The sequence below is a fragment of the Shinella sp. G-2 genome, assembly GCF_050172695.1.
Classification (GTDB): domain Bacteria; phylum Pseudomonadota; class Alphaproteobacteria; order Rhizobiales; family Rhizobiaceae; genus Shinella.
On record NZ_JBBEYH010000008.1, the window covers coordinates 68,401 to 81,314 of the forward strand.

Consider the following 12,914-nt stretch of genomic DNA (forward strand, 5'->3'; position numbering starts at 1 on the left):
CGTTCCGCGCTGTTTTGAGGAGGCTTACTTTCTTCGCAAACGACGAAGGAGCCCACCATGAGCATTTCCCGAAGCACGCCCGTAGCCAGCAGCAGGACCGGGGCCCTCGCCGGCCTCTCCCTGTCCATCCTGCTTTCCTCGCTCGGCACGAGCATCGCCAATGTCGCCCTGCCGACCCTGGAAACGGCCTTCGCGGCGTCTTTCGGCCATGTGCAATGGGTGGTGCTCGCCTATCTCCTGGCAAGCACTGTGGTGATGGCAGGCATCGGCCGGCTCGGCGACCTCTTCGGCCGGCGCCGATTGCTGCTCGCGGGCCTTCCGCTGTTTTCCGCAGCGTCGCTGCTGTCGAGCCTCGCCCCGTGCCTGCCGGTCCTCATCGCCGCCCGCCTGCTGCAGGGCCTCGGTGCCGCTGCGATGATGGCGCTTGCCATGGCCTTCGTCAGCGAGACGGTGGAGAAGGAGCGGATCGGCAGCGTCATGGGCCTGTTCGGCACCATGTCGGCCGTCGGCACCGCCCTCGGCCCATCGCTCGGCGGCGTGCTGATTGCCGGTTTCGGTTGGCGGGCGATCTTCCTCGTCGCCACGCCCTTCGGCCTCTTCGCTTTCCTGCTGATCCAGCGCTTCCTGCCCGCCGAGCGCCCGGCGGCGGCCGGCCGTTTCGACCTCCCGGGCGCTGCATTGCTGGCCGGCGCGCTGACGGCCTATGCGCTTGCCATGACGCTCGGCAAGGGTGGCTCCGGTCTGCCGACAATAACACTCATCGCCGCCTCTATTTCCGGAGCAGTGCTTTTCGCCCGCCGGCAGCAACGCACGCCTTTCCCGCTGGTCCAGCCTGCCGCCTTTCGCCGCCCCGGCTTTACCGCCAGCCTTCTCGCCAACGTCCTTGTTGCAGCGGTCGTCACGACCACGCTGATTGTCGGCCCGTTCTATCTTGCCCGCGCGCTCGGTCTCGGCCCGGCACAAGTCGGTTTCGTGCTGGCGACCGGTCCGGTCGTCTCCGTGCTGACGGGCGTGCTCGCCGGACGCATCGTGGATCGCGTCGGCACACCGGTTGCGGTTCTCGCGGGCCTTGCCACGATGGCGATCGGCGCAATCGGCCTGCCGGTGCTTTCCGCCCTGTTCGGCCTTGCTGGCTATGTCGCGGCCATCGCCATCCTGACCCCCGGCTACCAGCTCTTCCAGGCCGCCAACAATGCGGGTGTCATGGCGGGGATCGCCCCGGACGAGAGGGGCGTCACGTCGGGTCTTCTCAATTTGTCGCGCAATCTCGGCTTCATCACCGGCGCTTCGCTGATGGGCACGGTTTTCACCTGGTCCGTTGGAGGACACGATGTGGCCAGCGCCAGCGCAGCTGCCGTCGACGCCGGCATGCGGATCACCTTCGCGGTTTCCGCGGCGCTGATCCTTGCCGCGCTGTCCCTCATGCTCGTCAACCGGAAAAACAGGGCAGCATAGGCATGCAAACGAAAGGGCCGGCATAAAGCCGGCCCTTTCCTGGTTTTCGGAAGACCGCTTAGCGGCAGCCCTCGATCTGTTTCAGCGCCGCCGAGATCCCGGACAGCGAATAGGCATAGGACGTGCCCGTGCCGCGGCGGGATTTCGCCTGGACCTGCATGTCCTTGCCATTCTTCATGGCCGAGACAAGCGCCGGCTCTTCGGCAGCATTCTCGACCCAGGCGGAGTTGCCCTTGGTGAACATCACGAAGGTGCGACCGTCGATGACGACGTTGACCTTGGAGTTCTCCTGCAGCGGATAACCCATCATCGCCTGCGGCTCATAGCTGATGTTCTGGCCCGGGCGCTGCGAGACGAGGAAGAAGACATCGCCATGGTCGACGCCATCCGGGTTCTTCGTCTTCGGAATGGAGAGCACGTAGCAGACCTTGCCGCCGTTCGCCTGATAGGAATAGGCGCCCCAGGCATTGAACTGCTGAATGCGCGTCGGCGTCTGCGCCGAGGCAACGCCAGCGGTCGCAAGGACGAGGGCGAGTGCGGTTGCGAGCTTTCTTACGAACATGTTTTCCTGCCGGTTGTCTTGCCAGTGATTGCCGGCCGAAGGCGGAAACCCTCGATGCCGGTGTCGGCCATGCATGATGACGATTTGATTTATTTTGACTTAATTCAGGTTACCAAACCGTCAACATGCAGGCATTTTCCAAGGGTCTTCCGCGCCGCACCGGGACAAATTTGCGTCGAAATCCGCCGCTACCTTTCTTCTGAAAGGCGGGCGTGCCCAGTCCCCATTTGGTGAAGTGAACCCGTCGAAGCCTTAATGGCACAAGGAATAGGGCAAGAATTTGACCCGCATTCACGCGGGCAAAATCGGCAGCGGCCTAAGCCGTCGGTTGCAGGTCCGGCTCGTCCGCAAGCGCCTTGTCGGCGGAGCTGTAATGGTCGTCCCTGATATGGCCGCGGATCGCGGCGAAGGCCGCCGTCAACACCGCGATATCGTCGGAAAAGCCGACGAGCGCGAAGAAATCCGGAATGCCGTCGAGCGGCAGCACAAAGTAGGCAAGCGCAGCGAGCAGGATGCCGCGGACCTTGGTCGGCGTGCGCGGATCGAGTGCGCAATAATAGGAGGCGACGAGATCGCGACCGAAGGGAACCTGCCGCATGGCGCGCTTCAGGACCGGCCAGAACCGCTTCTTGACGCGCTGGCTCTGACGCGCCTGCTCGTCCTCATCTCCCGGCAGAAGAATCTCGCCGATCTTCACATCGTCCATGCAAGGCCTCCCTCAGAGCAGTTCCGGCAAGGCAAAACGGGTTTGCAGGCGGAATTGCGTAGAACCCAGAGACAGGAGCATTTTCGCATTTCACGGGAAAAGCGAGCTTGCTCCAGGTGGCAGCGCCGGAAAAGCCCGGCGCGGATGATATGGGGATGCGATCACGCCGCTTCAACTCTTCGTGCGAAGGGCGGCGGCCTTCTCCATCGCCGTCGCCAGCTTGAAGTCGAGTTCGGTGAGGCCGCCGGCATCGTGATTGGTCAGCCGCACGTCGACGCGATTGTAGACGTTGAACCATTCGGGGTGATGGTTGAACTTCTCCGCCGCCAGTGCCGCTTCCGTCATGAAGCCGAAGGCCTCGCGGAAGGACTTGAATTTGTAGCGCTTCTCGATGGCGATACCGTCGTCCGAACGGGTCCAGCCCTCAAGCGCCGCCAGTCCCTCGGAGATGGCCGCATCATCCAGCTTTTCCTGTTTCATGGCGCCCTCCTGTTCCGACCCTGTCATGAAAAACGGCGCCCGAAGGCGCCGTGTTCCGTTTGCCGTATCGTCTCAGACGAAGAACTGGCCACCGTTCGCCGAGATCGTCGATCCGGTGATGAAACCGGCATCGTCGGAGGCGAGGAAAACGACGATACGGGCGATTTCGTCCGGCTCGCCGAGGCGACCGACCGGGATTTGCGGAATGATCCGCTCGTTCAGCACCTTTTCCGGAATGGCGCGCACCATTTCCGTGCCGATGTAACCGGGGCAGATCGCATTGACGGTGATGCCCTTGGCGGCGCCTTCCTGCGCCAGCGCCTTGGTGAAGCCGAGGTCGCCGGCCTTGGCGGCTGAATAGTTCGCCTGGCCCATCTGGCCCTTCTGGCCGTTGATCGAGGAGATGTTGATGACGCGGCCGAAGCTGCGATCACGCATGCCGGACCAGATCGGATGGGTCATGTTGAAGAGACCCGTCAGGTTGGTGTTGATCACCGCGCCCCACTGGTCGGGCGTCATCTTGTGGAACATCGCGTCCTTGGTGATGCCCGCATTGTTGACGAGAATGTCTACCGGGCCGAGATCGGCCTCGACTTTCGCAATGCCCTCGGCGCAGGCCTCGTAGCTCGCGACATCCCACTTGTAGACCGGAATGCCCGTCTCCGCCTTGAAGGCGTTGGCGGCATCGTCATTGCCAGCATAGCTCGCAGCTACCTTGTATCCGGCCGCCTTCAGCGCAACCGAAATGGCTGCGCCGATGCCCCGCGATCCCCCCGTTACCAATGCTACTCTGCTCATGTGGCTCACTCCCCTAGGCTATTTTTCGAGTCGACCCGTCGCCCTGCCGGCGGCAGGTCATGGCAAAGCAGTTTGCAAGCGAATGCTTACATGCTCTCAACGCACAACGCCACGCCCATGCCGCCGCCGATGCAGAGCGTGGCGAGACCCTTGCGGGCGCCGCGGCGCTTCATTTCGAAGACGAGGGTGTTGAGGATACGGGCGCCGGATGCACCGATCGGGTGACCGATGGCGATGGCGCCGCCGTTGACGTTGACGATGGACGGATCCCAGCCAAGGTCCTTGTTGACGGCGCAGGCCTGGGCCGCGAAGGCTTCGTTGGCTTCCACGAGGTCGAGATCGCCGATCTTCCAGCCGGCGCGCTCCAGCGCCTTGCGGGAGGCCGGGATCGGGCCGGTGCCCATGATCTTCGGGTCGACGCCGGCCGTTGCCCAGGACACGATGCGGGCGAGCGGCTGGATGCCGCGGCGCGAGGCTTCCGCTTCGCTCATCAGGAGGGCGGCGGCAGCGCCGTCATTGATGCCGGAGGCGTTGCCGGCCGTGACCGTGCCTTCCTTGTCGAAGGCAGGGCGAAGCTTGGCCATCGAATCGAGCGTTGCGCCGTGGCGGATATATTCGTCGGCATCGACCGTCACGTCGCCCTTGCGGCCCTTGACGATGAAGGGAACGATCTCGTCCTTGAAGCGCCCCTCCTTCTGGGCGGCCTCGGCCTTGTTCTGCGAGGCAACGGCGAAGGCGTCCTGCTCGTCGCGGGAAAGCTGCCACTGCTTGGCGACATTCTCGGCTGTCGTGCCCATGTGGTAGCCGTAGAAGGCGTCGGTCAGGCCGTCCTTGATCATGGTGTCGAGCATCTTGAAATCGCCCATCTTCACGCCGCCGCGCAGATGCGCGCAATGCGGCGCCATCGACATGGACTCCATGCCGCCGGCGACGATGATGCTGGCATCGCCCGTGGCGATCTGCTGCATGCCGAGCGCGACGGCGCGCAGGCCCGAGCCGCAGAGCTGGTTCAGGCCCCAGGCGGTCGCTTCCTGCGGAAGGCCGGCCTTCATGGCGGCCTGGCGTGCCGGGTTCTGGCCTTCGCCGGCCGGCAGGACCTGGCCGAGGATCACTTCGTTCACTTCGCCCGCCGCAACGCCCGCGCGCTCCAGAACCGCCGAAATGACCGTCGCCCCGAGTTCGTGGGCAGGCGTGTTGGCGAAGGCTCCGTTGAAGGATCCGACCGCGGTGCGGCCGGCGCTGGCGATGACGATGGATGGAGTGCTCATGGTGTCTTCCTCAGTTCTGACGGCCTTGCGACCTGCCTTGGAACCGGGCCGACGCGCGAACGGCGCGAGCCCGGCGGTTCTCCCAAAATCAAAACTGGCAAAGCAAAGGGGGAGAGTCAAACGGGATATCCGGTGCCGCTAAAATTTCATGGGGGCGCGTGCAGCATGAAATTCCATGTTGCGCAGCATTCCTCGCCGCATCGCACAATTCGATTGTCAGGAAGCCTCTTTTTGCAGATACTTGCGGCAAGCAAAAAAGATTTAGGAACACGGGGATGAGGAGACCCTAATGGCCAGGAACGACGGTCAGATCGTCATCAAGAAATATGCCAACCGACGGCTCTACAACACGGGCACCAGCACCTATGTGACGCTGGACGATCTCGCGGTCATGGTGAAGAAGGGCGAGGACTTCACCGTGCAGGACGCCAAGTCCGGCGACGACATCACCCATTCCGTGCTGACGCAGATCATTTTCGAACAGGAATCCAAGACCGGCAACACGCTGCTGCCGATCTCCTTCCTGCGACAGCTGATCTCCTATTACGGCGACCAGATGCAGATGGTGGTGCCGAGTTATCTCGAGCACTCCATGCAGGCCTTTACCGAGCAGCAGACGCAGATGCGCGAGCAGATCAACAAGACCTTCGGCGACACGCCGCTCGGCAAGAACCTGCAGGTGCCGATGCAGCTGGTCGAGGAAACCGTGCGGCGCAATACGGAAATGTTCCAGCAGGCGATGAAGATGTTCTCGCCCTTCGCCAATGCCGCCCCGCAGCAGCCGAAGGAACCGCGCAAGGCCGAGGCGAAGGATCTCGACGAATTGAAGGAACAGTTGCGCGCGCTGCAGACGAAGCTCGACAACCTCAGCTGAGAATGACGGACCGGCGCGGGGTTCTCCCGCGCCCGTTCAGAGCCCGATCGAAAGATCCCGGCTCGCCGTGCGGATCGAGACGGCAAAACCTGCGATGACGTCGATGAACGTGATCGTCATCAGGATGAAGAAGATTTGCGTCGCCGCGCCCTGCACCAGCAGGAACTCGACCAGAAACACCACGAACAGAACCATGGACAGCATGTGATCGAGGAGGGCCCGCGAGCCCGGACGCGTGGCCTTCAGGATTTCCACGAAGAGCAGCACGAGCGCGATCAGGATGAGGAGATCGCCGAAGGCCATCGTCCAGGTCGTCCCGGAGAGCATGTTGACCGCCATCACCTCGCTGTCGAGCACGGCGACCCCGCCATCGCCGAAGAGCCCGGTCATGGCGAGATTGTAGAGGGCGAAGGGAATGATCAGCAGCGGTATGGCCAAAAGCATCGGCAAAGCTCCCAGTGGCCGCGCGCAAAAGGCGGCGTTGCGGCCGTCTTAGCCGAAGAATCGGCACAAGAAAATGTCGCGCCTGCCGAAGCCGCGCAAAAGAAAAGGGCCGGCGCGAAGCCAGCCCTCGATCTCAGCTGATGCCGAAAACGCGAATTATGCGTTTTCCTTCGGCGTCAGAACCTGGCGACCGCGGTACATGCCGGTCTTAAGGTCGATGTGATGCGGACGGCGCAGTTCGCCCGAGTTCTTGTCTTCGACGTAGGTCGAACCCTTCAGAGCGTCTGCGGAACGGCGCATACCGCGCTTGGACGGGCTCGTTTTTCTTTTCGGTACAGCCATTTCACTAACTCCACTTATCGGGCAAACACATCCTTACGGCACCGGACGGGCGACAGGACATGTCTTTTTCTCGGAAATTGGGCGGGCTTATACATGGCAAAACCCCGCTTGACCAGTCCCCGGACTGATTTTTTCGCGCCGATCGTTCAAGCCTCGTCTTCGGCCACGATCCAGGGCTCGGCAAGAGCCGCCGCCTGCCATTTCTGCCAGGCCGGGTGCGCCTTCATGCGCGCCATATAGGCAAGGACCGTTTCGTCGTCCGTCAGGCAATAGGCCTCGAAGCGATTGACGACGGGCGCATACATCGCGTCCGCCGCGCAAAAGACGCCGAAGAGGAACGGTCCGCCGGAGCGCGCCAGCGCATCCTTCCAGAGCGTTTCGATGCGCGCCACGTCATCCGCCACATCGGCCGGCACGTCGATCCTGCCCGGCTTGCGGCGGATGTTCATCGGGCAGGCGTTGCGCAGGGCACGGAAGCCGGACAGCATTTCCATGGAGATCGCCCGCGCCTCGGCGCGCGCCGCACGATCCTGCGGCCAGAGGCCGGCATCGGGAAAGAGTTCGGCCGCGTATTCGATGATGGCGAGCGATTCCCAGACCTTCGCGTCGCCGTGATGGAGGACCGGCACCTTGCCGGTCGGCGAGACCTTGCGAATCTCCGGATTGCCGGCGGCGAAATCGAACGGAATGACCCGGTCCTTGAAGGGCACGCCCGCCGCTTCGAGCGCGATCCACGGCCGGAAAGACCAGGAGGAATAGTTCTTGTTGCCGACGTAGAGGACGAGGTCCGACATTTTGATGCTCCCTGAGAGCGACGGACCCTAGGGCTTCATGCGCGCCCGCGCCAATGAAAACCCGCGATATCAGTCATAAAGACATTTGATATATTCGCCGGACCCGCTCGCCCGCCGTTCGATGAGACGGGCAAGGCGCTGCAGCCCGCGCCCCGGCTTTCCGGCATTGCGCTCGTAGGGATTGGGCAGCGAGACCGCGAGAAGCGCCGCCTGCCGGCGCGAGAGCTTTGCCGCCGACACCTTGAAATGGTGCTGCGCCGCCGCCTCGATGCCGTAGATGCCCGGGCCCCATTCGGCGATGTTGAGATAGATTTCCATGAGCCGCCGCTTGCTCCAGACGAAATCGGCGACGACCGCCAGCGGCAGCTCCATTGCCTTGCGCATGAAGGAGCGGCCGTTCCACAGGAAGAGGTTCTTGGCCGTTTGCATGGGGATGGTGCTCGCGCCGCGCGTCTGCTCGCCGGCGAGCGCCTCGTTGACCACCGCGCGCATCTCGCCCCAGTCCACGCCGGCATGGCGGCAGAACTGCCCGTCCTCGGACATCATCACCGCCTGCACGACATTGGGCGAGATATCCTCGAACTCCACCCATTGCCGGTCGTAGCCGCGCAACAGCAGCAGATCGCGCAGCATGAGGGTGGAGATGGGACGGACGAAGTCGACCGTATAGAGGACGATCAGCACATAGGGCAGCGCCGCAAAAGCGACGGCCGCAAGCACGACCCGGCGCCAGTTCCGGCGCAGGCGGGTCATCCAACCATCCTTGCCACCGGCGTCTGCCTCCGAATTGACCGTCTCTGCCCGTGTTTCCGGTACGATGTCCAAGTGCCGGCGCCCATCCTTGCGTCGTTGCGCCTTCATACCGTCACGGCTCGCCAAAAACCAGCGCCGCCCCGCGATTCTTTGCCGCCATCCCGGCATTCCCGTTGCTTCGCCGGAAGGCCCATGCCAAAGAGCGGCCATGAGCGAACGTTACCAGGAATTCCAGTCCCTTTTGCGGTCCAATGCCGAAGCGGTGGAGACGCTGCTGACGTCCCTGTTGTCGGCCGAACCGCAAACGGACGAGATCGCCCGCCCCGAACGCCTGCTCGCGGCCATGCGCCACGGCGTGCTCAACGGCGGCAAGCGGCTGCGCCCCTTCCTCGTCATCGAATCCGCCGCGCTTTTTCCCGGCGTGGAACGCGAGACGGCGCTGCGCATCGGCGCCGCGCTGGAATGCATCCACTGCTATTCCCTCATCCATGACGACCTGCCGGCCATGGACGACGACAAGCTGCGCCGCGGCCAGCCGACCGTGCACATCGCCTTCGACGATGCGACCGCGATCCTCGCTGGCGACAGCCTGCTGACGCTCGCCTTCGACATCGTTGCCGCGCCTCAAACGCGCCTGCCCGACGCCACCAAGACGGCGCTGGTTCTGGCGCTTGCCCGGGGCGCCGGCATCGGCGGCATGGCGGGCGGCCAGGCTCTCGACCTCGCCGCGGAAAAACAGGCGCCGGACGAGGACGGCATCGTTACCCTTCAGGCCATGAAGACGGGCGCGCTGCTGCGCTTTGCCTGTGAGGCCGGGGCGATCGTCGCCGGCGCTTCGGAAGAAGACCGCCGGACGCTGCGCCGCTATGGCGAGACCGTCGGTCTTGCCTTCCAAATCGCCGACGACCTGCTCGATCTCACCGCCGACGCGGCGACCATGGGCAAGGCGACGGGCAAGGACGCCGACCGCGGCAAGGCGACGCTCGTTTCCCGCCGTGGCCAGGCCTGGGCGGAAAACCGCCTGACCGAACTCGTGACGGAGGCCGAGGCGCTTCTTGCGCCGTTCAGCCATCGGGCCGGCATTCTCGTCGAAACCGCCCGATTCATCGCCACTCGCAGGAACTGACCCCATGAGCAAATTCTGGTCGCCCATCGTCGCCACGCTCAAGCCCTATGTCGCAGGCGAACAGCCGCGCATAGCCAACCTCATCAAGCTCAACACCAACGAAAACCCCTATGGCCCCTCGCCCAGGGCCATAGCCGCCATGCAGGCCGCCGTCGCTGACAGCCTGAAGCTCTATCCGGATCCGAGCGCGCTGGCGCTGCGCCAGTCCATCGCCCGCTTCTATGGCGTGGAAGCCGACGAAGTCTTCGTCGGCAACGGTTCGGACGAGGTGCTGGCGCATGCCTTCGTCGCGCTGCTCAAGCACGACAAGCCGCTGCTCTACCCCGACATCACCTATAGCTTCTATCCGACCTATTGCCGTCTCTTCGGCATCGAGCCGGTGGAAATCCCGCTGAAGGACGATTTCACCGTCGATCTTGCGGATTACGACCGCCCCGCCGGCGCGATCATCCTGCCGAACCCGAATGCCCCGACCGGCATCGGCCTGCCGCTGTCGGCCATCGAGACGCTCGTTGCCGAACACCCGGACCTGCCGGTGGTCGTCGACGAGGCCTATATCGATTTCGGCGGCGAAAGCGCGATCCCGCTGACGCGCAAATACGACAACCTGCTCGTCATCCATACGCTCTCGAAGTCCCGCTCGCTGGCGGGCCTGCGCGTCGGCTACGCCGTCGGCCAGCGCCCGCTGATCGATGCGCTGGAACGCGTCAAGGACAGCTTCAACTCCTATCCGCTGGATCGCGTCGCCCAGGCCGGCGCGGCGGCCGCCATCGATGACCGGGAATGGTTCGACGAGACACGCGGCAAGGTCATCGAATCGCGCGAGCGCGTCACCGGAGCGCTGCGCCAGCGCGGCTTCGAGGTGCTGCCCTCGCAGGCGAACTTCGTCTTCGCCCGCCACCCCGATCACAGCGGCGAAGCGCTGGCAAAAAGCCTGCGCGAGCGGGCCGTGCTGGTGCGCCATTTCGCCAAGCCCCGCATTTCGGATTTCCTGCGCATCACCATCGGCACGCCGCAGGAATGCGACCGCCTGATCGCGGCGCTCGAAGAGATCCTCTAGAGTTTGTCAGGGAAAAGTGGGAACCGGTTTTCCCGAAAAGACAAACGAAAACAAAAGAATTTAGAGCATGTCTGGTTCAAGCTGAACCTGACATGCTCCAGGACCACGGACGACCTCCTTCCCGCCCCGCTTTCGGGCGGCGGGAAGGGGACAAGTGGTGCAATTCTCCCGCTTGGAGCGGCAAGAATCTTCGCGTAACGTCCACCGACACATTCCCGGTGGCTCCATGACCGACCTTGCACCCTACCTGCCCCAGCTCGCCATTGCCTGGATGGCCTATTTCATCGCCACGGCCTCGCCGGGACCGGCGATCGTCGCCATCATCGCGACCTCCATCAGCCAGGGCCGCCGCGCCGGGCTGGCGCTCGCCTCGGGCGTCCTGACGGGATCCTATATCTGGGCGATCCTGACCGCCTCGGGCCTTTCCGCCCTCATCCGCACCTATGGCGAAGCGATCATCGTGCTGAAGATCGTCGGCGGCTGCTACCTGCTGTGGCTTGCCTGGAACGCCTACCGCGCCGCGCGCAGGAGCGAGGAAACCTACCGCGCCCAGATGGCCGCGCTGCCCGCCCTCTCGCCGCGCCGGCACTATCTCCGGGGCCTTGGCATCCACATCACCAATCCCAAGGCGATCTTCAACTGGATCATGCTGACATCGCTCGGCATGCCGCCCGGTGCGCCGGGCGGCGTCATGGCGGCTTTCATTGCCGGCTGCATGGTGATCGGGATCTGCGTCTTTCTCGGCTTCGCGCTGGTCTTCTCGCTCGGCCCCGTGCATCGGGCCTATCTGCGGGCGCGCCGCGGCATCGAAGGCGTGATGGCCGCCTTCTTCGCCTTTGCCGGCTTCAAGCTGCTGACGACGCGCCTCTGACTACTCGGCCGCCGCCTGCCCGGTGCCGTAGCGCTTTTCGATATAGTCGTTGACCAGCGCCTCGAATTCACCGGCGATATCGGTGCCGCGCAGCGTCATCGCCTTCTTGCCGTCGACATAGACGGGGGCGATGGGAAGTTCGCCCGTGCCCGGCAGCGAGATGCCGATATCGGCATGTTTGCTCTCGCCCGGCCCGTTGACGATGCAGCCCATGACCGCGACCTTAAGGCCTTCGACGCCGGGATACTTCTCGCGCCAGACCGGCATGTTCTTGCGGATATCGTCCTGAATCTTCTGCGCGAGTTCCTGGAAGACCGTCGAGGTCGTGCGCCCGCATCCCGGACAGGCGGCGACCACGGGGATGAACTGGCGGAAGCCCATGACCTGCAGCAATTCCTGCGCCACCTGCACCTCGCGGGTGCGGTCGCCACCCGGCTCCGGCGTCAGGGAAATGCGGATCGTATCGCCGATGCCCTGCTGCATGAGAATGCCGAGCGAAGCCGAGGAGGCAACGATGCCTTTGGTGCCCATGCCCGCCTCGGTAAGGCCGAGATGCAGGGCGTGGTCGGAACGGGCCGACAGCATCGCATAGACGGCGATGAGGTCCTGGACGTTGGAGACCTTGGCCGAGAGGATGATATGGTCGCGCGCAAGACCGATCTCCTCGGCAAGCTCGGCGGACAGCAGCGCCGACTGGCAGATCGCCTCGCGCATCACCTGCTGGGCCGTCAGCGGCGAGCCCTTGTCCTGGTTCTCGTCCATCAGCCGCGTCAGCAGCTCCTGGTCGAGCGAGCCCCAGTTGACGCCGATGCGCACCGGCTTGTCGTGGCGGATCGCCGTCTCGACGATGGCGGCGAACTGGCGGTCCTTCTTGTCCTTGAAACCGACATTGCCCGGATTGATGCGGTATTTCGCCAGCGCCTCGGCGCAAGCCGGATGATCGGCAAGCAGCTTGTGGCCGATATAGTGGAAGTCGCCAACCAGCGGCACGTCCATGCCAAGGCGCAGGAGGCGCTCGCGGATCTTCGGCACCGCCGCCGCGCTCTCGTCGCGGTCGACCGTGATGCGCACGATCTCGGAACCGGCGCGGAAGAGCGCCGCGACCTGCGCGACCGTCGCATCCACATCGGCCGTATCCGTGTTGGTCATCGACTGCACGACGACAGGCGCACCGCCGCCGACCAGCACGCCGCCGACATCGACGCCGACGGACTGGCGCCGCGGCTTCGGTTCAAAGTCGAAGGAAAAGGACATTTTGGAGCCTCTTGCTCGAAAAGCGGCCGCGGGTTGCCCAGCGCGACCTTTGCCCTCAGGTGGATCAGGAAACGGGGCTTGTCAACCGCAAGCGCGGGCGCGCGCGACGATTTGATCGCCGCGCGCG

15 protein-coding genes are annotated in these 12,914 nt (G+C 64.1%); 5 read left to right on the forward strand and 10 right to left on the reverse strand.

What is annotated here, in order from left to right:
• The first annotated feature begins 57 nt into the window (after positions 1-57).
• Positions 58-1,455 carry an MFS transporter gene (locus tag V8U06_RS15130; protein WP_427141355.1) on the forward strand — a complete coding sequence of 466 codons (1,398 nt, stop codon included), beginning with the start codon at positions 58-60 and terminating at the stop codon, positions 1,453-1,455.
• 58 nt (positions 1,456-1,513) lie between these two features.
• On the opposite strand, the gene V8U06_RS15135 is transcribed toward V8U06_RS15130, so the two are convergent.
• From V8U06_RS15135 to V8U06_RS15155, 5 genes are all read right to left on the reverse strand, one after another.
• Positions 1,514-2,017: an invasion associated locus B family protein gene (locus V8U06_RS15135; RefSeq protein WP_427141356.1), complete on the reverse strand. Its 504-nt coding sequence runs from the start codon at positions 2,015-2,017 to the stop codon at positions 1,514-1,516.
• 316 nt (positions 2,018-2,333) lie between these two features.
• Entirely contained in the window at positions 2,334-2,723 is a 390-nt protein-coding gene (locus V8U06_RS15140; RefSeq protein WP_427141357.1) for a YkvA family protein, read from the reverse strand.
• Between the two features lie 171 nt (positions 2,724-2,894).
• The gene (locus V8U06_RS15145; RefSeq protein ID WP_427141358.1) at positions 2,895-3,203 is read right to left on the reverse strand and encodes a 4a-hydroxytetrahydrobiopterin dehydratase; all 309 of its coding nucleotides are present in this window, start codon (positions 3,201-3,203) and stop codon (positions 2,895-2,897) included.
• Positions 3,204-3,275: 72 nt separating this feature from the next.
• Entirely contained in the window at positions 3,276-4,001 is a 726-nt protein-coding gene (locus tag V8U06_RS15150; protein WP_226921771.1) for a beta-ketoacyl-ACP reductase, read from the reverse strand.
• Positions 4,002-4,087: 86 nt separating this feature from the next.
• On the reverse strand, positions 4,088-5,269 hold the full coding sequence (locus V8U06_RS15155; RefSeq protein WP_427141359.1) for an acetyl-CoA C-acetyltransferase: 1,182 nt from the start codon (positions 5,267-5,269) through the stop codon (positions 4,088-4,090).
• 289 nt (positions 5,270-5,558) lie between these two features.
• On the opposite strand from V8U06_RS15155, the gene phaR reads away from it, so the two are divergent.
• Positions 5,559-6,143: a polyhydroxyalkanoate synthesis repressor PhaR gene (gene phaR / locus V8U06_RS15160; protein ID WP_427141360.1), complete on the forward strand. Its 585-nt coding sequence runs from the start codon at positions 5,559-5,561 to the stop codon at positions 6,141-6,143.
• A 36-nt stretch (positions 6,144-6,179) separates the two neighbouring features.
• Here the strand turns inward: phaR and V8U06_RS15165 are convergent, their stop codons facing one another.
• The 4 genes from V8U06_RS15165 to mtgA all read right to left on the reverse strand — a co-directional run bounded on the left by V8U06_RS15165 (position 6,180) and on the right by mtgA (position 8,548).
• The gene (locus V8U06_RS15165; RefSeq protein ID WP_064331869.1) at positions 6,180-6,587 is read right to left on the reverse strand and encodes a hypothetical protein; all 408 of its coding nucleotides are present in this window, start codon (positions 6,585-6,587) and stop codon (positions 6,180-6,182) included.
• Positions 6,588-6,743: 156 nt separating this feature from the next.
• On the reverse strand, positions 6,744-6,929 hold the full coding sequence (gene rpmF, locus V8U06_RS15170) for a 50S ribosomal protein L32 (protein ID WP_226921767.1): 186 nt from the start codon (positions 6,927-6,929) through the stop codon (positions 6,744-6,746).
• A gap of 146 nt (positions 6,930-7,075) precedes the next feature.
• Positions 7,076-7,723, reverse strand: a complete 648-nt coding sequence (locus V8U06_RS15175) for a glutathione S-transferase family protein (protein WP_427141361.1) — start codon at positions 7,721-7,723, stop codon at positions 7,076-7,078.
• A 69-nt stretch (positions 7,724-7,792) separates the two neighbouring features.
• On the reverse strand, positions 7,793-8,548 hold the full coding sequence (gene mtgA / locus V8U06_RS15180) for a monofunctional biosynthetic peptidoglycan transglycosylase (RefSeq protein WP_427141362.1): 756 nt from the start codon (positions 8,546-8,548) through the stop codon (positions 7,793-7,795).
• A 136-nt stretch (positions 8,549-8,684) separates the two neighbouring features.
• Between mtgA and V8U06_RS15185 the strand changes: the two genes are divergently transcribed.
• The 3 genes from V8U06_RS15185 to V8U06_RS15195 all read left to right on the forward strand — a co-directional run bounded on the left by V8U06_RS15185 (position 8,685) and on the right by V8U06_RS15195 (position 11,533).
• A complete protein-coding gene (locus V8U06_RS15185) occupies positions 8,685-9,602 on the forward strand; it encodes a polyprenyl synthetase family protein (protein ID WP_427141363.1) in 918 nt (305 codons plus the stop codon).
• Positions 9,603-9,606: 4 nt separating this feature from the next.
• Positions 9,607-10,662, forward strand: a complete 1,056-nt coding sequence (gene hisC / locus V8U06_RS15190; protein ID WP_427141364.1) for a histidinol-phosphate transaminase — start codon at positions 9,607-9,609, stop codon at positions 10,660-10,662.
• A gap of 226 nt (positions 10,663-10,888) precedes the next feature.
• Positions 10,889-11,533, forward strand: coding sequence for a LysE family translocator (locus tag V8U06_RS15195; RefSeq protein WP_427141365.1), 645 nt, complete (start codon positions 10,889-10,891; stop codon positions 11,531-11,533).
• Here V8U06_RS15195 and ispG read toward each other — a convergent pair whose 3' ends face one another.
• A complete protein-coding gene (ispG, locus tag V8U06_RS15200; RefSeq protein WP_427141366.1) occupies positions 11,534-12,787 on the reverse strand; it encodes a flavodoxin-dependent (E)-4-hydroxy-3-methylbut-2-enyl-diphosphate synthase in 1,254 nt (417 codons plus the stop codon).
• Positions 12,788-12,914 lie beyond the last annotated feature (127 nt).

Coding starts and splice junctions, on each gene's coding strand:
- V8U06_RS15130 (WP_427141355.1), top strand. CDS start 58: ATGAGCATTTCCCGAAGCACGCCCGTAGCCAGCAGCAGGACCGGGGCC.
- V8U06_RS15140 (WP_427141357.1), bottom strand. CDS start 2,723: ATGGACGATGTGAAGATCGGCGAGATTCTTCTGCCGGGAGATGAGGAC.
- V8U06_RS15135 (WP_427141356.1), bottom strand. CDS start 2,017: ATGTTCGTAAGAAAGCTCGCAACCGCACTCGCCCTCGTCCTTGCGACC.
- V8U06_RS15150 (WP_226921771.1), bottom strand. CDS start 4,001: ATGAGCAGAGTAGCATTGGTAACGGGGGGATCGCGGGGCATCGGCGCA.
- V8U06_RS15145 (WP_427141358.1), bottom strand. CDS start 3,203: ATGAAACAGGAAAAGCTGGATGATGCGGCCATCTCCGAGGGACTGGCG.
- V8U06_RS15165 (WP_064331869.1), bottom strand. CDS start 6,587: ATGCTTTTGGCCATACCGCTGCTGATCATTCCCTTCGCCCTCTACAAT.
- hisC (WP_427141364.1), top strand. CDS start 9,607: ATGAGCAAATTCTGGTCGCCCATCGTCGCCACGCTCAAGCCCTATGTC.
- V8U06_RS15185 (WP_427141363.1), top strand. CDS start 8,685: ATGAGCGAACGTTACCAGGAATTCCAGTCCCTTTTGCGGTCCAATGCC.
- V8U06_RS15195 (WP_427141365.1), top strand. CDS start 10,889: ATGACCGACCTTGCACCCTACCTGCCCCAGCTCGCCATTGCCTGGATG.
- V8U06_RS15155 (WP_427141359.1), bottom strand. CDS start 5,269: ATGAGCACTCCATCCATCGTCATCGCCAGCGCCGGCCGCACCGCGGTC.
- V8U06_RS15175 (WP_427141361.1), bottom strand. CDS start 7,723: ATGTCGGACCTCGTCCTCTACGTCGGCAACAAGAACTATTCCTCCTGG.
- rpmF (WP_226921767.1), bottom strand. CDS start 6,929: ATGGCTGTACCGAAAAGAAAAACGAGCCCGTCCAAGCGCGGTATGCGC.
- phaR (WP_427141360.1), top strand. CDS start 5,559: ATGGCCAGGAACGACGGTCAGATCGTCATCAAGAAATATGCCAACCGA.
- ispG (WP_427141366.1), bottom strand. CDS start 12,787: ATGTCCTTTTCCTTCGACTTTGAACCGAAGCCGCGGCGCCAGTCCGTC.